Here is a 19540-nt window from a genome sequence, read left to right as displayed (position 1 = left end):
AGAGGTGCTCGATGCATCACAATCGATCCCGGCTGCTGCCCGCACTCATCATCGCGTTGATCCTGGTCGGCGCGTGTTCCTCCGAGGCATCGTCGCCCGGCGGTAGCCCGCTGCCATTGCGCCCGGTCGCGGAAATCGTCCTCACCGGGGACAATTCACGCTTCGATTACGAGAGCCTCGACCCCGAGCGTGGACTGCTGTTCATTGCCCACCTCGGCGCCAGCGAGGTCATCGAAGTCGACGTCCACACCCGACAGGTGGTCCGAACGGTTCCGAACCTGTCCCAGGCACATGGAGTCCTCGTCGTCCCCGAATTGCGCCGGGTCTACGTCACCGCCACCGGCGACAACCGCCTGGTAATCCTTGACGAAGACACCGGAACCGTGATCGGACAGGCTCCCACCGGTGACTATCCGGACGGGATCGCGTACGACCCGAAACGCGGTGCGGTGTGGACCACCAACGAATCCGGCGGCACCGAAACGGTCGTCGACGCCGGCACCGCGCAAGTACGTGGCACTGTCGACCTCGGCGGCGAGGTCGGCAACGTCGCCTACGACCCGGTCGCCGACCAGATGCTCGTGCCGTGCAAGGGAAGGGTGATCTCGCCGCCATCGACCCCGAAACATTGGACGTCATCCGCAGGGTTCCGACGCCCGGCTGCCGCAGCGGCCACGGACTCGCCCTCGACTCCGAGGCTCGGCTCGCGTTCGTGGCCTGCGAGGACAACGCCACCCTGCTCACCGTCGACCTCGCAACTTGGCAGACCGCCTGCAGCAACACCGTTGGCCAGCAACCCGACGTCCTCGCCTACGACCAAGGCGCGCACCGCCTTTACGTCGCCGCCGAAAGTGGCACCGTCAGCGTGTTCGACCAACACGACAAGCACCTCACCGAGGTCGGATCCGGGCACCTCGCCGACGGCGCACACGTCGTGATCGTCGACCCCACCACCGGCCACACGTACTACCCGGTGCCCACCGGGAATGACGGCCACCCCGCCCTCCTCGAGCAGGCGCCGGAGGGTTAGGGACAGCACGGCCCGCGCGCCGGCAAGTGCGGTTACGTTCGAATCTGGTCCGACGCAAGTACTGCCCCCGACTTCGATCCCCTGATCTGGTCTGCCGGCCGGTGTTTGATATCAACCAGTGCCGCGACGTCGAGGACACCCTCGAAGACAGCGCCGGCGATGATCAGCCGCGGCCACTCGGCCCGAAACCATGCGGTGCGTAGACCGGGTCCCCGGCAACACGGCTCAGATCGGCGGCTCGTCCGCGTGTCGCGCCGAAGTTAAGTATCTTGAGATACCTCAGTATGTTTAACCGAAGGGACACCATGACCCGCACCATCGCGGTGGTCAACCATAAGGGCGGCTCGACCAAAACCACGAGCACCGTCAATCTCGCCCAGGCCCTCGTCGAAGCCGGCCACACCGTCCGTGTTGTCGACCTCGACCCGCAATGCAACGCCACCACCTGGCTCGGTGCCACGCCCGAGGCCGTCGACAACGATGTCCTGTCGGTACTCATGCTGGTGGCGAGCATCGAGGAAGCGACCACCATCACCGCGTCCGGGATCCACCTCGTTCCTGCCACCAAGGAACTCGATTCCGTCGGGCCCTACTTCCTCAAGAAGCCCGGTGCCCACGGCATCCTGCGCAAGGCCCTCGCCGGCGCCCCCGATGTCGACTTCAACCTCCTCGACTGCCCCGGAGACTTCGACCACCTGACGATCAGCGCACTCGTCGCCTGCACCGAAGTGCTCGCCGCTGTCATGACGGGCGCCATGGAACTCGAAGCGCTCATGCGGATCGAGAACTACATCACCCAGCAGGTCGAGTTGCTCAACCCCACCGCGCGGCTCAATCACATTCTGTGCGGCCGCGTCGAACTCGGCCAGGTCATCGACCAGCAGGTCCTCGCCGCGCTCCGCGAGACCTACCCCGACCAGACGATGCGCACCATCATCCCGAAGTCCGTCCGTGTCAGCGAAAGCTACAGCGCCGAAGAACCCGTCGTCAGGTGGGCACCGTCCTCCTCCGCATCACGCGCCTACCGCGACGCCGCCCGAGAACTCGTCGAAAGGATGCCCTGATGACCGCGACACGTAAGCCCGGACTCGCGAGCAACCCCCTCGAACGCCGCGAACAGGCCCGCGCAGGCGCCCACCCGGACGGGACGTACTCGCGGACACGTCGAAAGGAGCTCCTGGTGGGCGTGACACGTGAGCCCGGACTCGTGAGCAACCCCCTCGAACGCCGTAAGCGGCGGCTGCCGAACCTCGTCGAACAGTGCGTGGACGTCGCGCAAGTAGGAGCTCTCGGCGAGGAAAAGATGACCGCGAAACGGGCCCCCGCAGGCAAGAAGCAGGTTTCCGTCTCCATCGAGACCGCCAGGGTCGAGCACGGCAAGGACGCCGTCGCCGCCATCGGCCACATCGCCGGCGCCCCCCAGAGTTGGTCCGACCTCGTCGACGAAGCCCTCACCCACTACCTCGCCGTTCTCGAACGCAGGTACAACAATTGCGAACCCTTCCCCCCGCGCAACGCCGAAACTGTCCGGAGACCACGCCGCTGAGCCATCCTGCCGGTAGCGGCGCGCGCGCACCTGGGAAAGCGGCGCTGCAAGGCCTGCACGCGGCAGCCGATACCGCCGCGCTGCCGCACGAAATACGCATCTGAACCGGCGCGCTTTTGTCGAGCGCAGATCGCCTGGTCGCCGATGAAGCATGCGCCCGAAGCACCGGTGTCGGAAAAGTTCCTCGAAAAAATCCGGGACGCGGTGTCCGATCGGGGCGGTGGCGTTCGTGGACGGGGTGAGGCCGCCCACGAGGGGCGGCGCCGAGGCAAAGGAACCGCGACCATGAAGCTCACCACCATGACCCAGGTCACCCTCGACGGAGTGATGCAGGGCAACGGCGGCGCGTCGGACGAGGACCGCAGAAACGGATTCGAGCGCGGCGGATGGGCCCGGGGCAAGGGCGACAACGAGACCCACGCGTTCATCAACGAGACCTACCAGCGCGCCGACGCGTTCCTGCTCGGCCGCCGGACCTACGAGCTGTTCGCCGGCTCCTGGGGGTCTTTGACGGAGCAGGACGTCCCCGGCTGGGAGCCCGTCATGCGGGCATTGAACACACAGCCCAAGTACGTGGCATCGACCACGCTCGCCGATCCCGAATGGCCGGACACCACCGTCCTGTCCGACGACCTCGCCACCGTCATCGCGGACCTGAAGGCCACGCCGGGCGGTGAGCTGCAGGTGCACGGCAGCGGCGCTCTGACCCGGTGGTTGCTGCAGAACGATCTGGTCGACGAGATGACCCTGATCGTCGTTCCCGTGGTCCTCGGCCAGGGCGCGCGGTTGTTCCCGCAGGCCGGACCGGACCTTGCACTCGAACTGGTGGAGTCGCGAGTCGACTCGAAGGGCGTGACGATCCAGGTCTTCCGGCCGGCCGGGCGCCCCCGGTACGCGACGGCGTGACGTCCCCCAACCGGTACACCACCACAGGAGAGGATCTTCCGATGCAATATCTGGTTTCCGTAATCGACGACAAGAGCAATCCCGGCAGCACCGACCGGCAGCCTGGCATCAGCGCGTTCAACGAACGACTGATTGCCGAGGGCTACTGGGTCTTCGCCGGCGGACTCGCAGACACCACCACGGCCACGGTCATCGACAACCGGGGCGAGCAACCGGTGTTCAGCGACGGGCCGTTCGTGGAGTCGAAGGAGTACCTTGCCGGCGTCTGGGTTTGGGAGGCCCCCGATCTGGATGTGGCGCTCGCGCTCGCCACCGAGGCGTCGAAGATCTGCGATCGCAAGATCGAGGTGCGGCCATTCCACTGAGCGACGCCCGTGAGGCGGTCACCCGGGCCCACCACGAGGAGTGGGCCCGGGTAGTCGCCGCACTGACCAGGCGTTTCGGCGACCTCGACATCGCCGAGGACGCGGCCGCCGAGGCGTTCGCGACCGCCGTCGAGCGATGGCCGGCTGACGGCGTGCCCCCCAACCCCGGAGCCTGGCTCACCACCACCGCCAACCACAAGGCGATCGACCGGATCCGGCGCGAGAACAAGCGCGACGACAAGAACAAGGAGGCTCAGGTGGTGCATGACGATGACCCGCCCGAGCCGCTCGGCGCCATCGACGACGACCGGCTCCGGCTGATCTTCACCTGCTGCCACCCGGCGCTGGCGATGGAAACCCGCGCGGCGCTGACGTTACGCATGGTCGGCGGTCTGACCGTGCCCGAAATCTCCCGCGCGTTCCTGGTGACCGAGAGTGCGATGGGGCGGCGGATCACCCGCGCGAAGGACAAGATCAAGGCGGCGCGTATCCCCTATCGAGTGCCGTCCGCCGACGATCTCCCCGCACGGGTGTCCGGTGTCCTCGCTGTGCTGTTCCTCGTGTTCAACGAGGGCTACCTGAGCACCGGCGCCGACGCCGATCCGGTACGTGACGACCTGACCGCCGAGGCGATCCGGCTCACCCGCCTGATCCGGGACCTGCTCCCCGACGATGGGGAGGTGGCCGGGTTGCTGGCGCTGATGCTGCTCACCGAGGCCCGCCGCACCGCCCGGGTGTCGGCGAGCGGCGAACTGGTCGCTCTCGACGAGCAGGACCGCGGGGCCTGGGACGCGGCACTGATCGCCGAGGGGCACCGGCTGGTGCGCGAGCGCCTGGCCGCTGCCGCCGCCGGGGTGGCTCCGGGTCGCTACCAGATCCTCGCCGCGATCAACGCCGTCCACACCTCCGCCCGCGACATGCGCGACACCGACTGGTCGCAGATCCTCGCCCTCTACGACCAACTGGTCCGCATCGACCCCTCGCCGATCATCGCACTCAACCGGGCCGTCGCCGTCGCCGAATTCGACGGCCCGGAGGTGGCACTGGCAACCGTCGACCGTCTCGAGGACAAGTTGGCCGGCTATCACGCCTACCACGCCACCCGCGCCGACCTGCTACGCCGATTGGGTCGTAGTGAGCAGTCGCGCGCCGCCTACGACAAAGCCATCGATCTGGCCGGCAACACCGCCGAGACTGCCTACCTGACACGACGCCGCGACCAACTGCGGTAGCGCCCACCGATCCCGGCCCGCCACATACGGCCGACGCGGTGCCCGTGAAGATTCCGAACACTTGCTCCTACCCGACATCAACCGGGCATGCAGAAGCCACGAGCGCGGTTCACAGTTGCGCCAGCATGGGGAAGAGGGCAATCGCGGAGACGGTGATGCCCGCTGCCCCGGCGACGACGCCCAACAGGGCCCGCAACGACGCTGCCTCGTCGTCGACATCCGCGGACCGCGACGTTGCGACGGCGCCGCAGACGACCGCGGCTATTCCCAAGATGAAGCCGAGACCGACCACCCAGAACGACGCAACGGACACAGCCCCCAAGGCGATCGAGACGGCAGGCAACCGCGAACCGTGCTGTTTCCCTGTCTCGTCGGTGTCGACGGAGGAAGACATGCAGTTGTCGGCACGGGGGCTGTGGGGGACGGCGGCGGTCATGATCCTCCTTCGTACGGATGGCGCATCGGGTCGGCGGGCTCGGTTTGTGACGTAGACCCCACCAAGAAATTAGCACTCATGCCGCGTGAGTGCTAGCTCTTTTTGCTAAGTAACTTGCCTCGGTACTTTGTCGGTCTCACATGTGGTGTGCGAGATCCGGTCCGTCGACGAAGATGTCGACCGTCAGTGGTTGCTCACCGCCGTATTTCGCGAAGTCGGATACCCCGGCCTCTGCGAGGACCTCGACGTCGAGGAGGGTTCTGCCGTTGTCGGTGCCGGCGGGGCGGCTGAGGAGTTCGGTTGCCGCGTCGGCCATGATCTCGGGTGACCGAGAGTGGTGCAGGCTTTCCCGGCCGCCGAGCAGGTTGCCGACTGCCGCGGTGGCGATCGTGGTCTGCGGCCACAGACAGTTACAGGATAGGGTCGTGTTCCGGTACTCGGCTGCAATACCCAACGCTGCCAACGTCATTCCGTACTTGGCGAGCATGTAGCCCGGGTGCGCGCCCAGCCACTGCTGTGACAGATTCAGGGGAGGCGACAATGTCATCACGTGCGGGTTGGCGGACTTCTGAAGGTAGGGCAGGCAGGCGCGAGTCAAGGCGAAAGTGCCGCGAACGTTGACCTGCTGCATCAGATCGAATCGTTTGAGTGTGAGGTCTTCGGTCGGTGACAGGTCGAGCACGCTCGCATTGTTGATCACGATGTCGATGCCGCCGAAGCGGTCGACGGCGAGATCGACGGCCCGCGCGATGTCGTCGTCATTGCGGACGTCTCCCACCACGGGCAGGGCGTGTCCGCCGAGTTCGGTCAACTCGCTGACCGCGGTGTGGATGGTTCCCGGTAGCCGGGGGTCGGGAGTGCCGGACTTGGCCAGCAGGACGACGTTCCCGCCCCGGCGTGCGATTGCGCGCGCAATCGCAAGACCGATGCCGCGGCTCCCTCCGGACATGACTGTGGTTCTTCCTCGGAAATTGCTGGGGTCGTTCAAGGTTGATTCCTTCGTCTGTGGCGGCCCGTGCGGAGTGGCGGCTGACCGAACGACTCCACGATAGGGAGCATTCGAGACCGTGGCGACGTCCTGGAGAAATCAAGAATGCTCGCCTATTTGTCCGGTAAGGACAAATAGCGCGACAGTCGGGTGTCGAGGAAATTGGGTTCGCTGATTCGCAAATATCCAGGTAGGGAACGCCTGAGGTGATGGTTGGGGGATTCGTCGTCCATTGGCACCGAAGACCGATATTGTCTTCGCATGGCATCGAACGAGGAACGAGCCGCATTGCTTGTTGCCAGAATCGCGCGTTCGCTCAACGAGCGGCTGGTGTCGCTGACGGCGGACATCACCAGCGTGCTCTACGCGGAGATCCCGGATCTGCGGGCGGACCGCCAATTGTTCGATCTGCTGGGGGCGAGCGTGGAGGGCAACCTCGACACGATCTTCCATACCTTGCAGCACAACATCGCTCCCGAGGATCTGGACGCACCGGCCGCCGCCTTGGAGTATGCGAGAAGGCTCGCCCAGCATGGCGTTCCCGTCAACGCACTGGTTCGCGCATATCGGTTGGGGCAAACCAATCTGCTCGGGCTGGTTTTCGACGAGTTGCGTGCAGCTTCGGTGCAGCCGGAACTCAGCATGCCGGTGCTCGAACGCATCATCACGGTCATGTCTGTCTACATCGACAGGGTGTCACAGCAGGTGGTGACCGTGTACGAGCGCGAAAGGGAACGGTGGCTCGCTCATCGGAGCAGTGTCCGCGCCGTGCGTGTTCAGGAGATTCTGGCGGGCAACGCACTTCCTGATGCAGGGGCCGCCCTGGGTTATGTTCTGCAGCAGAGTCACTTGGCCGCGATCGTCTGGAGCTCCGACTCCGATGCGTCCGACATGCTGTCCCGAATCGAATCTGCGGCACACGATTTCGCGAGCCATGTGGGCGCGGTAGCCGACCCGCTGTTCGTGGCCGCAGACCGGGTGACCGGCTGGGTGTGGGTTCCGCTCGGCTCACGGGCACGTCCCGAGCGGGCGCAGGAAGATATGTGCGACTTCCTCGAGCGGAGGCATCCCGGACTGGTCGTGGCGCTCGGTGCCGCGGCCGCGGGAATCGACGGTTTCCGGCAGTCCCACGGTCAAGCGCAACGTGCGCGAGCCGTGGCCATTGCGGCGGGGCGGAGCGCACCGGTCGTGACCGCATACGACGAACCCGGAGTATCGACGGTTGCCCTGTTGATCGAGGACTTGGTGGCCACCCGCGCCTGGGTGCGCGGCGTTCTGCGCGGACTCGCTGCCGACAACGAGAATTCGGCCAGGTTGCGCGAGACCGTGCGGGTCTATCTCGCCCACAACCTGAGCAACGTCGCTGCCGGAAAAGAGCTTGATCTCCACCACAACTCGGTGAAGTACCGAGTGAAACGGGCAGCCGAAGTGCGGGGTAAGGACTTCACCGGAGATCGGCTGGACGTCGAACTCGCACTGCTCGTGTGCCAATGGCTGGGACCCGCGGTCCTGATCCCGGACTAGGTCACCGCCACCGCGGTGGGTGACGCAAGTCTTGACACAGCGTCAGCCGCGACGTTTGACTGGTCATAAGTTATCTCGCCGGATGGTGCTCTGGGAGGTTGACGTATGCGCGGCACAGGTTTGGCGGGACATCGACGCGGAGCAACCCCCCACCGCAGGATGTTCTCGGTACTGGCACTGGTGGGCGTGTGCCTTCTCTCCCTGGCAACTGCCGGGACGGCCGGCGGTGAACCGGCTGTCGGCACCGGGTTCGCGATCCCCTTCTCCGGGGACCCCGGCTACGAGGGTCTGGCGCCGACGCAGGTGACGAGCCCGGGTCAGCTCAACGCGCCGCTCGGTCAGCAGGTGGCGGACGAGATCGCCAGGCAGATCGGGCTCGACCGGTCCGACGCGCTGTCCGAGCAGCAGTATCGCGACCTCATCACCGGCGGCGGAGTCGGCGGCAGCAGCGACGCCGCCGAGGTGATCGATGCGTGCGCCCGGATCCTCACCAACACGAACGGCCGTCCCCTCTATTCCGACGTCGACGGCCGCAACACGCCGTCGGTTCTGGCCAGCTACGGGCTCTACGTGAACCCGAGCGGACTGCTGGAAAGTCCGGCCAACGCCGACGCGCCGACGAGGCAGGTGAACTCGTTGATCGCTCCCGGCGGTTTCGTGGGCACCTGGTTGAGGAACAACGGTGCGACCCACACCCTGATAGCGCTGTACGAGTCGGCGTACACGGTGCAAGCGGCTTTTGGCTTTGCAGCGCAACAGATGTCAGGCGAAGCTCAACTGGTGACGAACACCAAGGGCGGTGTGAGCGCGGAGGTCGGCATGTCGATGGCGCCGCCGCTGTGGATTGTGAACTTTGCACTGCTCTACGTGCTGCAGCCGTCCCTGGCGGCCGCGATGCCCGCCTACTGGGCTCCCATTCCTGCGGCGGTTGCCGACGCCGTACGGTCGAGCCCCACCGGCCAGGTTCCTTTCAGTGACTATGCGTCCTACTTTCAGTGATCCGATTTCGGGTTCGACCCACTGCCGCCTCGATCGCGTCGCTGCGAATCCGGATTCTGCGGAGGTACCTTGGTCGGAGGCGCGCGTGAGATGAAAGTGACGGCTCCATGGCTCCCGGTGACAGGACGAATGCGGGAAATCTTCCCCATGAGCTGACGAGTTTCGTCGGCCGTCGCCGTGAGGTCGTCGAGGTTCGCAGTCTGCTGTCGGTGTCGAGGCTCGTGACGTTGACCGGTATCGGGGGTGTCGGGAAGACCAGGCTCGCGTTGCGGGTCGCCGCCGATTCTGCTCGCGCGTTCGAGGACGGCGTGTGGTTGGTCGAGTTGGGGGAGGTGTACGAGCCGGGTGCGGTCGTCGACGCGGCGCTGTCGGCGTTGGGGCTGCGCGAGGGCGCGGGCGTCGCACCCGAGGCATTGCTCGTCGAGTATCTCGAGCCCCGGAAGCTGCTGCTCGTCCTGGACAACTGTGAGCATCTCGTCGAACCGGCCGCCGACCTGGCCCGTCCTCTTCTGCGCGCCTGCCCGGAGCTTCGGGTTCTCGCGACCAGCCGGGAACCCCTCGGCATCGGGGGAGAAGCAGTGTTCCGGGTGCCGCCCCTGACCATGCCGGACCCCAACCGCCAGACCCAGGCCGCCGGGGAGTTCGACCACTACGAGTCGATGAGTCTGTTCGCCGAGCGCGCGGCGATGGCGGTCCCGGGCTTCGCCATCACCGAGAACAATCAGGACGTGGTGGCGCGGATCTGCCGTCGACTGGACGGCCTGCCGCTCGCGATCGAGCTGGCGGCGGTCCGGCTGCGGGCGATGTCGGAGGATCAGATCCTGCGACGGTTGACGGACCGCTTCGGCCTGCTGACCACGGGCAGCCGTGGCGCGCCGGTCCGGCAGCAGACCCTGGCCTGGTGTATCGACTGGAGCCACGAGTTGTGCTCGCCCGCCGAGCGGGAGTTGTGGGGCCGGCTGGCGGTCTTCTTCGGCAGCTTCGCGCTCGACGCGGTCGAAGGCATCTGCGCCCACACCTCGGCGGCGGACCAGGTGGTGGATGTGGTCGGGTCGTTGATCGACAAGTCGATTCTGATCCGGGAAGAGGCCGGGGGAACGGTGCGGTACCGGCTGCTCGAGACGCTGCGTGATTACGGTACGGAACGGTTGCAGGAGACCGGGGAGTTCGCATCGCTGTTGCGACGGCACCGAGACTGGTACGAACACCTGGTGCTGCGGGCGGAGTCGGAATGGATCAGCTCGCGGCAGGTGGGCTGGCTGGTGCGTCTGGACGCGGAACTGCCCAATATTCGTGCGGCGCTGCAGTTCTGCCTGACCGGTCCGACCGAGGCGGGGGCGGGGCTGCGGATGGCGGCGGCGTTGTACCCGTACTGGCGGGTGCGCGGCCGGTTGCGGGAGGGCATGCGGTGGCTCGCGCAGCTTCTGGCGGTTCAGGGCGGCACGGCCGACGTGGAGCGGATCAAGGCGTTGTACGTGCTCAGTGTGCTGTCCGGGCTCAACGGCGACCCGGATGCGTCGGCGCTGTACGCCGAGCGTGGCGCCGCGATGGCGGCGCAGCTCGGTGATCGTCTCGGCGGGGCGCTGATGGCCGATGCCGCCGGTTGGCATGCGCTGTTCACCGGCGAGTCCGTGACAGCGTGCGAGTACTTCGAATCCTCGCTCCCGGTGTTCCGGGAGGACGGCAACCCGCTGTATCTGATGTGGTCGCTGCTCGGGCTCGCGCTCGCTTGTGACGCGGCCGGAGACCGTGCTCGGAGTGAGGAGTGTCAGCGGGAGATTCTGGCGGTCACCGAGTCGCGGGGCGAATCGGTGTACCGGGGGTGGTCGTTGTGGGGTGCGGCGATGGGGGCGTGGCGGCGGGGCGAGGGTTCCCGTGCGAAGGATCTGGTGACGCGGGGGTTGCAGCTCGCGCGGTTGGTGGACGACCGCATCAGTGCGATGGGGTGTCTGGAGCTTCTGTCGTGGATTGCGGTGGACGACGGGGCGCCGCGGCGCGCGGCCAGGTTGATGGGTGCCACCGAGGCCCTTGCCCGCACGGTGGGGAGGCAGAGCACGATTTTCCCGAACGCACACGTCGAGCACGCCCGGTTCGAGCAGGAGGCCCGGCAGGCGATCGGTGACCGCGGATTCGAGACGGAGTTCCGGCAGGGCCTCGGAACGCGGTTCGACGACGCCGCGGCGTTTGCCCTCGAGGAGACGGGACCTTCCGACAGCTCGGCCGAGCCGGGGGCGACGAGTCTCACGCGACGCGAACAACAGGTCGCCGAACTCGTCGCCGAGGGCCTGACGAACAAGGCGATCGCGGCCAGGCTGGTCATCTCGCAACGCACCGCGCAGGGGCATGTGGAACACATCCTGTCCAAGCTGGGCTTCAACTCCCGTGCGCAGATCGCGGCGTGGAGCATCGAGCAGAAGCGCGGCGAGTAGCGCTGATCGCACGCCGGCCCCGGGTGACTGAGCGCGACAGCGCCGCTGGTCGCCTGCCCACACCCTGCCGAAGGGGTTGTCGTCACCCCCTACGATTCCTCGGGTGACCGATTACGACGATCTCGACATGTTCGGTGGCCTCGACGCCTCCACCCTGCCACCGCGCCAGCAGCGGATTCTGGCCACGATCCGGGACTGGGTGGCGGCACACGGATGCTCGCCGAGCACCAGGCAGATCGGGGACGCCGTGGGCCTGCGGTCGACGTCGTCGGTGTCCAAGCACCTGAAGAGTCTCGAGGAAAAGGGCTTTCTCCAGCGAGGCTCGGCGATGGCCCGGCAATTGGACGTGCGCCCGTTCCTGTCCGAGGCGAAGCAGGGACGCTCGTCCGACAACAACGTGACGGTGCCGGTGGTCGGCGACATCGCGGCCGGCGCGCCGATCCTCGCGGAGGAGCATGCCGACGAGATGCTGACGCTCCCGCGCGAACTCGTCGGCTCCGGCACCGTGTTCGGGCTGCGGGTGCGCGGCGAGTCGATGATCGACGCCGCGATCTGTGACGGCGACGTCGTCGTGGTGCGCCGCCAGGACGAGGCCCATTCCGGTGAGATCGTCGCCGCGATGATCGACGGCGAGGCCACGGTGAAGGTGCTCCGGCGCCGCGACGGCCACGTCTTCCTCGAGCCCCGTAACCCTGCCTACACCGTCATCGACGGCGACGACGCGGTCGTCCTGGGCAAGGTGGTCTCCGTGATGCGGCGGATCTGAGGAAGCCCTCTCAGCGGCGACGATCCGTCGGCCAGGGCCCACCCCGGAGCGGCCGGTCGGCGAGCGCTCGCGTCTCGTTGTCACGGAACCGTGGTTCGTAGTGGTGGAAGAACACCGTGCCGACCAGGTCTCGTCGGCTGTGCACGCCGGTCTTCTCGAAGATGCTCTTGAGGTGTTGCTGGACGGTGTGCGCGGACACGGAAAGTTCGGCGGAGATCTGCGACGTCGACGCCCCCTGCAGCACCAGAGTGGTGACTTCCTTCTCCCGCTCGGTCAGCCCGTACGCCGACATCAACAGGGGATGGAGCCGACTCGGATGCGCGGGTTCGACGATCACGGCGATCCGCCGTCGCCCGGTAGAGGAGAGGCACGCACCGTGGAGCACCACCCAGGATCCCGAGCGTGAGAGCACCCGGGAGAGCGCGACCTCGCCGAGGTGATCGCGGTCTTCTGCCGAGCGCAGCGCACGGGCGGCGAGGGTGATCACCGCGGGCGGCAGCTCGCCTCGGTCCCAGTTTCCGCCGGGGAGGTCCGCCATCCACCGGTCGACACCCGGGGTGGCCGATTCGACGTCCCACTGGTCGTCGAGCACGATCAGTCCCGGCGAATCGGAGTACTCCGGCTCCGCGGCCTGCCCGCACAGCAGTGCGCGGCGGGCGCCGCCGGCGAGGGTCGGCGAAACCTCTGCGAGAAAAGACTTCTCGGATTCGGTGAACATCGGCATGCCTTCGGCGCGGTAGAGGGACAGCGCTCCCCAGGTCTCGCCCGAGCGGGTGCGGAGGCGGGCGATCAACTCCTGATCTCCGCCGAGCGTGCGGTTCCTGCGCCAGCGCGGGCTGTGCGACGGATCGCCCCCGGCGGCATCGTGCAGCGTGGAAAGCCCAGTGGTCGAACGCATCACGCCGGGCACCGACTGGACGTCGTCCTCGTAGTACTCGGCGGCCAGCCACTCGCCGGGGAACTCGTCCATGCCGAGGTGGTAATGGCTGGTCATCAGCAACGACACCGGGTCGAGAGTGAACCAGCAGGGTGTCCAGAAGTAGGGGACAACCCCGGCAACGACTTCCGACGCGTCCTGCCACAACGCGATCAGGCCGCGCGGTGCGGCGCACAATTGTGTGATCTTGTCCGCCGCGCACTGCATGGAATCCACGCTCACCCGTCAATGGTACGAGTCCGGATCGGCCGCCGGGAATACCACATTTATGGAATGGCACCCCTGCCGCGCCGCGCATAGCGTCGGTGACATGTCCAAGTCCGATACCGCGACCGTCCGCCTGAGTCCGCCGCCGCCCGCACTGATGCGGCTCGTGAATCCGGTGGTGCGGCGTGTGCTCACGACCCGGTGGTCGGGCCGGCGAATTCGACGCCAGGGATTGATCGAGTTCACCGGGCGCCGCACCGGCCGCACCCTGCGTGTGCCGGTATGCCTTCACGACGTCGACGGTGAGACGCTGATCTTCACCGAACGGCCGTGGCGGTTCAACTTCGCCGGTGGTGCAGCCGTGACGGTGACCCGATGCGGCCGCGTCCGACGGGGCCGTGCCCTGCTGCTCGACGTCACGCCCGCCGAAGCCGGCGCAGCGTTCCGGGCGGCTCTCGACGACGGGGCCTCGCCGTTCGAACTGGGACTGAAGGTTTCCCGTGGATACGTCCCTTCCGCAGCCGACCTGGCAGGGATCGCCAGGTCGTTGATCCGTATCGAATACGATCAGTGAGGAGAAATCTCATGCGTATCAACAGAATACGACACGACATCGCGGTTCTCGGTGACGCGCTGGAAGTGCCCGGAATCGGACATCTGCCGGTGAACGCCTACGTGCTGCTGGCCTCTGAGCCCGTCGTCATCGACACCGGACTGAGTCTGCCCGGCCGGGGCTTCATGGACGCACTCGGAACCGTGCTCGACCCCGCCGACGTCGAATGGGTGTGGTTGACCCACCCGGACCGCGATCACACCGGCGCACTGTTCGACTTGCTCGATCAGGCGCCGCACGCGCGCCTGATCACCACCTTCGCCGCTGTGGGCATCATGTCGTGCGAGCGGCCCGTCCCGTTGGACCGGGTGTACCTACTCAACCCGGGGCAATCCCTCGACGTCGGCGATCGCCGGCTGACCGCGCTGCGGCCGCCGCTGTTCGACAATCCGAGCACGGTCGGCTGCTACGACGACCGCAGCGGAACCTACTTCTCGTCCGACTGCTTCGGGGCCCCGATGGAGACCGCCGAACTCGCCACCGCCGACGACGTCGGCTACTGCGTTCCCAGCGTGGTTCGCGCCGCCCAGCACCTGTGGGCCACCGTGGACAGTCCCTGGGTGCACACGGTGGACGAAGCCAAATTCTCGGCCACCGTGTCGACGTTGCGGGATCTCGACCCCCGGCGAATACTCAGCACTCACCTGCCGCCGGCGGAGGGGCGCACCGCCGAGTACCTCGACATGCTCGCCGCGGCCCCGCAGGCCGATCCCTTCGTCGGGCCCGACCAGTTCGCGCTCGAACAGATGCTGGCGGGCTTCGAACCCGCCCACTGACAATGTTGCCGAATCCCGACCACGCCTGGTTGACATCTCGGGCGCGACGACGAGCCTGGTGGCCAGGGCGCCCCGGATCTCCGTTGTTCCCACCTGACAGAGTCTGGCGCAGACTGGGTCGGCACGGTCCCACGGCTACACCCTCGAGGTCTGCCGGGTTCGTCGGCTGTGGGTTAGCCAATAGCACACGCGAGTCCTTAGGCGGTCGGCGCGGACCATCAGGGTCTCGATCGGGGTGTGTACGCCGAGGTTGCTATCTACCGAGGTGCCAGAGTGTTCGAGCCGGCGACGGTGCCGCGCGGAGTTTGAGGGTGCACAACTCGGCGAGCCGGCGTCGGACGCTGTCGTTCACGCCGGGGTAGTAGGCGAGGAATGCTTGCAGTCGCCGGTAGAACTCGGTGGGGAGGACGCCGAACTCGGGAAGTATGTGGTCGTCTCCGCCTCCGAAAGGTGCCCATTTGACAGCGAAGTCGAGCATGGTCAGTTCGTCTTCGGTCACGTCGTCTCCGTTCTTTCCAGCATGACAAAACGGGAGTGCAGGCGTGGTCGCGCGATTCCTCGCCCGGCCACGCCTGCGTAGCTGGCCGAACCAACTCGCCCAACCTCGCTACAGGTCGAGGACCAGCCGTTCGCCTTTGGCGCGGGACACGCAGATCATCATCGACGTGCCCGCCTCCCGCTCGTCGTCGCCGAGGAGTAGGTCGCGGTGGTCGGGCACCCCGTCGAGGACCTTGGTCTCGCAGGTGCCGCACAGGCCCTCTCCGCAGGAGGTCGGGACGATGATTCCGGCGTCGGCCAGTGCTTCCACGATCGACTGGCCCGGCACCACCGAGCAGGCCACACCACTGCGTTCGGCGACCACGGTGAATGCATCGTTCGGACCGTCGGTGACTGTGCCCGAGAACCGTTCCAGGTGGAGCGATCCGGCGGGCCACGGCTTGCACAGCGCCTGCACGGCGTCGAGCAGGCCGGTGGGCCCGCAGCAGTAGACCTCGGTGTCCGGCAGCGGTGTGCCGAGCAGCCCGGGCAGGTTCACCAGCCCGAACTCGTCCTCGGGCACCAGCTGCACGCGGTCTCCGTAGCGCTCGAGTTCGCTGGCGAACGCCATCGTGTCACGGGATCGCCCGCCGTAGACGAGTGTCCAATCGATGCCTTCGCGCTCAGCTCGTCTGATCATTGCGAGAATCGGGGTGATCCCGATTCCGCCGGCGATGAACAGGGCCCGGCGCCGGGCAGCGAAGGCGAAGTTGTTCCGCGGCCCCCGCACGGGGATGACGTCGCCGACGCGCAAGCGGGTGTGCACGTATTCGGAGCCGCCGCGGCTCTGCGGCGCGCGCAGCACCGCGATCTCGTAGACCGACGGGTCCTGCGGGTCGCCGCACAGCGAGTACTGGCGCACAACTCCGTTCGGCAGCATCACGTCGATGTGTGCGCCGGGCTCCCACTCGGGCAGCACGGTTCGGTCGTGACGCTCCAAGCGCACCTGTCGCACACCCGATGCCGGTGATGCGACGGCGGTGACCTGGAGCGAAAACTCGGCGTCACTGGTCATCACGGCCGCCGAAGGTGATGGTTTGCGCGATGTCCCAGCGCCCGGTGAGGTATGCGGAAGCAAGCTGGGCCTGGAAGGCGCGGACGCCGTCCTCACGCGCGTCGAATGGCCCGGGCCGGTAGCCGTTGCCCAACAGCCCCTGGTACACGGACTCGCAGGCTGCGAAGTCCTGCCGATTGGTGATGTCCCAGAACCCTGCGGCGTACGAGGGGTCGAAGCCGGGGCGTTCGGCCACCTCCCGTGGGAAGAGCCAGGAGCACTCCACGAACGTCTCACCGGGAGACAGCGGCACCAGGCGGTGGGTCATTACGTAGTCCGGCTGCAGGGTCAGTAGCAGGTTGGGTGCAAGCATGAAGTAGATCGTCCGACGGGCCTGCTCGTCGCTGATCCCGGCGATGCGTTCCCCGCCGCTGCGGCCGTCGAGGCTCATGGTTTCCGCGTCATCGCGCAGTTCCAATGGTCCACCCAGCCACATGCCGGTGTGCCGCAGACCCATTGCGGTCTCCGGCGGGCTGACCCGGCAGAGCTCAGGGTGGATCGAGGGGCAGTGGTAGCACTCGAGGTAATTCTCGATCACCAATTTCCAGTTGGTCTGGAGCGTATAGCTGTGAGACTCGCCGACGACCATGTCCGTGGGATCCCAGGGGGCGACGACATCGGTCAGATTGCCTACCCACTCACCGAAGTCGGGGGCATCGTCGGAGGCGTTGACGAAGATCCAGCCGAACCACTCGACTGCGCGCAACCCGATGAGGGGCCACTCGTCCGTTGCGAAGTTGTCCGTGCCGGTGAACCGCGTCGCGGAGCGGAGTTCGCCGTCCAGTTCGTAGACCCACGAGTGGTAGGGGCACTGCACCAGACGCTTGTTGGTGCACGAGTCCACCGCCAACAGTTCGTGTCCCCGGTGTCGGCACGCGTTGTAGAAGGCGTGAAGGGTGCCGGAACCGTCGCGGGTCAGGAGGATGCCCTGGGTCCCGACCCGCACGGCGCGCTGGTCGCCGGGCTTGCCGACGTCGTTGCTGCGCCCCACGCAGACCCACGCAGCTTCCAAGAGGTGCTTGCGTTCCCAGTCGAGGACCTCGGGTGAAAGGTAGGCCTCCGCCGGAAGCGTTCGTGCGTCGGAGAGGTGTTCCTGGAGCACACAATCCAGCGCATCAGCGGTGAGGGGTGCGGGCGGGAGGGCGGTGGTCATGTCATCGTCTCCATCATTGGGGGAGCTGGAATGGATGACAATGAACTTAATCACTATTTCGGACCGTCAACATATTCTCGTGCACAGTTCGCGCCGCACGTTCTGTGCACGGTCACAGTTATCTCCGGATGGTGGCGTATGTCCTCAGGAGTTCGTCGGAGACCGGGGTCTGCAGCCCGAAGGCAACCCCGAACGGGTCGACGAGCACGGCGAACGGGCCCATCGCAGAGTCGGTGGCCGGCACCCGGACTCGTGCACCGAGGTCGCTCAGGCGTGCGACCTCCGCTTCCAGATCGAGGACCCGTAGGAACGGGATCCAGTGTGGCGGAACGGCAGAAGGCAGGACGTCCAACATGTCCACAACACCGGCCACGGGTCGATCCGCAGACACCAGTAGGCGGTAGTTGCCCGGGCTGGGCGCCGGCTCGTCGATCAAATGACAGGACAGCGTCTGGGCGTAGTAGGTTGCTGCCTCTTCGGCCAGCGGCGTGTACAAGTCGACGAAGGCCACGTCTCCCAGCCGCTGACTGTGCGGTCGGGAACCGGGAACGTCGGTCAGCCCGAACAGCGCCCCGTCGGGCGCGGAGTACACGGGTTGGTCCCGGCCGTCGACGGGAACGGTGCCGGCCGGACGTGCCCCGAGGTCGAGTGCTCGGCGACCGGCGGCCACGTGGTCGTCGGTACCGAAGCAGGGTACCCAACATCCCTGCGGTGGCACCGGTACATCACCAGCCGATACGAACGAGATACGCTGCCCAGGGCCGTCACTGCCACGCCCGTGGTCCATGGCCAGGGCGTAGAACGCCCGGCCGCCGGATGTGTCGCCGCCCACGAAAAGTACGGTGTCCGAGGTGATCCCGACACTGCCTGTCATTGTGGTCCCCGCCCGTCGAGAAGTGACGACAGATCTGCGGTGGAGCCTAGCTCCCAGCAGGTCGTGGCCAGCCAGAAATGGGTGCGGCTGCTCGGCGAATCGATGTCACGGCCGGTGAGCTCCTCGATCAGTCGGAGCCGGTTGCGTAAGGTGTTGCGGTGCACGAACAGTGCCGTGGCGGTTGCCGCCGGTGCTCCGTCCTCGGCCAGGTAACGGCGGAGTGTGTCCACCAGTGCGGTGCCGTGCTTCTGGTCGTACTCGAGGAGCGGGGCCAGTGCCTCGGCCGCCAGATCGCGCAGTGGCAGACCGGCTTCGATGCCGGCGATCAGCAGCGCTGTAGCCAGGTCCTGGATCCGGTGCACGTGCACACCGTAGCCCTCGGCGAGGGCGTTACGCGCCTCGAAGTAGCCCAACCGCAGTCCACGTACTCCGACGCGCGCTTTGCTGACCCCCACACGGGCATCCGACCCCAGGCTGGAAAGGTGGTCGTGGCACAGCCGCGCCACGAACAGTCCGGCTCCCTCCGGGACGACCAGGACGACGCGGTCGTCCACGATTGCTCGCAGGTGCGGGTCGTGTTGCTGGCTCAGTAGAGTGTGCAGGTTCCACGGGTAGGAGCGGAGCCGCCGAGGCGGACAGGCCACCGAACCGATGACGACCTCGTGCGCTTTGCCGGCGTCCAGGCCGTGCTCGCCGAGCCGCCGTGCGGTCTCCTGTTCGCTGGACTGACCGGCGATGACGTCCTCGAGGATCTGGCCGAGTAGCTCCCGTCGTCCGCTCAAGACGGCGTGGCGGCGCGACAGTTCGATACCGGCCAGCGTCGCGGCGAACGAGAACAGCGCCGGGGGCACGTCCTGTCCTCGCGCGCACAGCACGGCGACCGGCTCGCCTTCCAGCTCCACCGGCCGGAGCACGCAGTCGGCGACCACGTCCCCGGTCGGAGGTGAGGCAGCGACCAGTTCTTCGGCCGGCCACTCGGTCCGCGCAGGCACACTGACCAATACGCCACCGCGTAGGTCGATCACGGCCACCGGCGCGGCCGAGATCCCGTGTAGCGCGTTCACCAGTGCATGCAGTGGCCGTTCGGCGGTCAGTGTGTCGGCCAGGATCCGGTGGTCGGCGAGTTCAGGGTCGGCCGACGTCATACCGTGCATCCTACGCACTGGGC

The 19540-nt window shown here is 66.9% G+C and carries 21 protein-coding genes; 12 read left to right on the top strand and 9 right to left on the bottom strand.

Annotated features, from left to right (window positions below):
• Window positions 1–155: 155 nt before the first annotated feature.
• Window positions 156–509, bottom strand: coding sequence for a hypothetical protein (locus JWS14_RS52220; RefSeq protein ID WP_241031393.1), 354 nt, complete (start codon window positions 507–509; stop codon window positions 156–158).
• Window positions 510–586: 77 nt separating this feature from the next.
• Between JWS14_RS52220 and JWS14_RS52215 the strand changes: the two genes are divergently transcribed.
• From JWS14_RS52215 to JWS14_RS17830, 6 genes are all read left to right on the top strand, one after another.
• A complete protein-coding gene (locus tag JWS14_RS52215; RefSeq protein WP_241031392.1) occupies window positions 587–1030 on the top strand; it encodes a hypothetical protein in 444 nt (147 codons plus the stop codon).
• Window positions 1031–1335: 305 nt separating this feature from the next.
• A complete protein-coding gene (locus tag JWS14_RS17850) occupies window positions 1336–2094 on the top strand; it encodes a ParA family protein (protein WP_206013963.1) in 759 nt (252 codons plus the stop codon).
• Window positions 2094–2576, top strand: coding sequence for a hypothetical protein (locus tag JWS14_RS17845; protein ID WP_095861549.1), 483 nt, complete (start codon window positions 2094–2096; stop codon window positions 2574–2576). The genes JWS14_RS17850 and JWS14_RS17845 overlap by 1 nt, the downstream gene beginning before the upstream one ends.
• 285 nt (window positions 2577–2861) lie before the next feature.
• A complete protein-coding gene (locus JWS14_RS17840; protein ID WP_206013962.1) occupies window positions 2862–3482 on the top strand; it encodes a dihydrofolate reductase family protein in 621 nt (206 codons plus the stop codon).
• 41 nt (window positions 3483–3523) lie between these two features.
• Window positions 3524–3847: a YciI family protein gene (locus JWS14_RS17835; RefSeq protein ID WP_072947306.1), complete on the top strand. Its 324-nt coding sequence runs from the start codon at window positions 3524–3526 to the stop codon at window positions 3845–3847.
• The gene (locus JWS14_RS17830) at window positions 3844–5079 is read left to right on the top strand and encodes an RNA polymerase sigma factor (protein WP_206016081.1); all 1236 of its coding nucleotides are present in this window, start codon (window positions 3844–3846) and stop codon (window positions 5077–5079) included. Before JWS14_RS17835 ends, JWS14_RS17830 begins: the two co-directional genes overlap by 4 nt.
• A 109-nt stretch (window positions 5080–5188) precedes the next feature.
• Here JWS14_RS17830 and JWS14_RS17825 read toward each other — a convergent pair whose 3' ends face one another.
• Window positions 5189–5515: a hypothetical protein gene (locus tag JWS14_RS17825; RefSeq protein ID WP_241031391.1), complete on the bottom strand. Its 327-nt coding sequence runs from the start codon at window positions 5513–5515 to the stop codon at window positions 5189–5191.
• A 136-nt stretch (window positions 5516–5651) separates the two neighbouring features.
• Window positions 5652–6503 carry an SDR family oxidoreductase gene (locus JWS14_RS17820; RefSeq protein WP_206013961.1) on the bottom strand — a complete coding sequence of 284 codons (852 nt, stop codon included), beginning with the start codon at window positions 6501–6503 and terminating at the stop codon, window positions 5652–5654.
• Window positions 6504–6764: 261 nt separating this feature from the next.
• On the opposite strand from JWS14_RS17820, the gene JWS14_RS17815 reads away from it, so the two are divergent.
• The 4 genes from JWS14_RS17815 (at window position 6765) to lexA (ending at window position 12221) form a co-directional block, all read left to right on the top strand.
• Complete coding sequence (locus tag JWS14_RS17815; RefSeq protein WP_072947248.1) at window positions 6765–8027, top strand: PucR family transcriptional regulator; 1263 nt, start codon at window positions 6765–6767, stop codon at window positions 8025–8027.
• Window positions 8028–8132: 105 nt separating this feature from the next.
• A complete protein-coding gene (locus tag JWS14_RS17810) occupies window positions 8133–9026 on the top strand; it encodes a hypothetical protein (protein WP_095861552.1) in 894 nt (297 codons plus the stop codon).
• A 107-nt stretch (window positions 9027–9133) separates the two neighbouring features.
• On the top strand, window positions 9134–11455 hold the full coding sequence (locus tag JWS14_RS17805) for an ATP-binding protein (RefSeq protein WP_206013960.1): 2322 nt from the start codon (window positions 9134–9136) through the stop codon (window positions 11453–11455).
• A 103-nt stretch (window positions 11456–11558) separates the two neighbouring features.
• Window positions 11559–12221 carry a transcriptional repressor LexA gene (lexA, locus tag JWS14_RS17800; protein ID WP_072947245.1) on the top strand — a complete coding sequence of 221 codons (663 nt, stop codon included), beginning with the start codon at window positions 11559–11561 and terminating at the stop codon, window positions 12219–12221.
• A gap of 10 nt (window positions 12222–12231) precedes the next feature.
• Here the strand turns inward: lexA and JWS14_RS17795 are convergent, their stop codons facing one another.
• Complete coding sequence (locus JWS14_RS17795) at window positions 12232–13365, bottom strand: helix-turn-helix transcriptional regulator (protein WP_206016079.1); 1134 nt, start codon at window positions 13363–13365, stop codon at window positions 12232–12234.
• Between the two features lie 103 nt (window positions 13366–13468).
• Here JWS14_RS17795 and JWS14_RS17790 point away from each other — a divergent pair, with 103 nt between their 5' ends.
• Together JWS14_RS17790 and JWS14_RS17785 are read left to right on the top strand one after the other, a co-directional pair.
• Window positions 13469–13939, top strand: coding sequence for a grhN (locus tag JWS14_RS17790; protein ID WP_241031389.1), 471 nt, complete (start codon window positions 13469–13471; stop codon window positions 13937–13939).
• 11 nt (window positions 13940–13950) lie between these two features.
• Window positions 13951–14754, top strand: a complete 804-nt coding sequence (locus JWS14_RS17785) for an MBL fold metallo-hydrolase (RefSeq protein WP_206013959.1) — start codon at window positions 13951–13953, stop codon at window positions 14752–14754.
• Window positions 14755–15007: 253 nt separating this feature from the next.
• Here the strand turns inward: JWS14_RS17785 and JWS14_RS17780 are convergent, their stop codons facing one another.
• The 5 genes from JWS14_RS17780 to JWS14_RS17760 all read right to left on the bottom strand — a co-directional run bounded on the left by JWS14_RS17780 (window position 15008) and on the right by JWS14_RS17760 (window position 19517).
• Window positions 15008–15253: a hypothetical protein gene (locus JWS14_RS17780; protein ID WP_072947242.1), complete on the bottom strand. Its 246-nt coding sequence runs from the start codon at window positions 15251–15253 to the stop codon at window positions 15008–15010.
• 108 nt (window positions 15254–15361) lie between these two features.
• On the bottom strand, window positions 15362–16306 hold the full coding sequence (locus JWS14_RS17775) for a PDR/VanB family oxidoreductase (protein WP_206013958.1): 945 nt from the start codon (window positions 16304–16306) through the stop codon (window positions 15362–15364).
• Window positions 16296–17498: an aromatic ring-hydroxylating oxygenase subunit alpha gene (locus JWS14_RS17770; RefSeq protein WP_072947240.1), complete on the bottom strand. Its 1203-nt coding sequence runs from the start codon at window positions 17496–17498 to the stop codon at window positions 16296–16298. Before JWS14_RS17770 ends, JWS14_RS17775 begins: the two co-directional genes overlap by 11 nt.
• A 118-nt stretch (window positions 17499–17616) precedes the next feature.
• Window positions 17617–18372 (bottom strand): VOC family protein, encoded by a 756-nt coding sequence (locus tag JWS14_RS17765; protein ID WP_074933829.1) that lies wholly within the window; start codon window positions 18370–18372, stop codon window positions 17617–17619.
• Window positions 18369–19517, bottom strand: coding sequence for a PucR family transcriptional regulator (locus tag JWS14_RS17760; RefSeq protein ID WP_072947238.1), 1149 nt, complete (start codon window positions 19515–19517; stop codon window positions 18369–18371). Before JWS14_RS17760 ends, JWS14_RS17765 begins: the two co-directional genes overlap by 4 nt.
• Window positions 19518–19540: the final 23 nt, after the last annotated feature.

The organism is Rhodococcus koreensis, assembly GCF_017068375.1.
GTDB classification, from domain to species: domain Bacteria; phylum Actinomycetota; class Actinomycetes; order Mycobacteriales; family Mycobacteriaceae; genus Rhodococcus_F; species Rhodococcus_F koreensis.
Note: the sequence above shows the minus strand (reverse complement) of the source record. Positions and strands in the feature narration are given on the sequence as shown.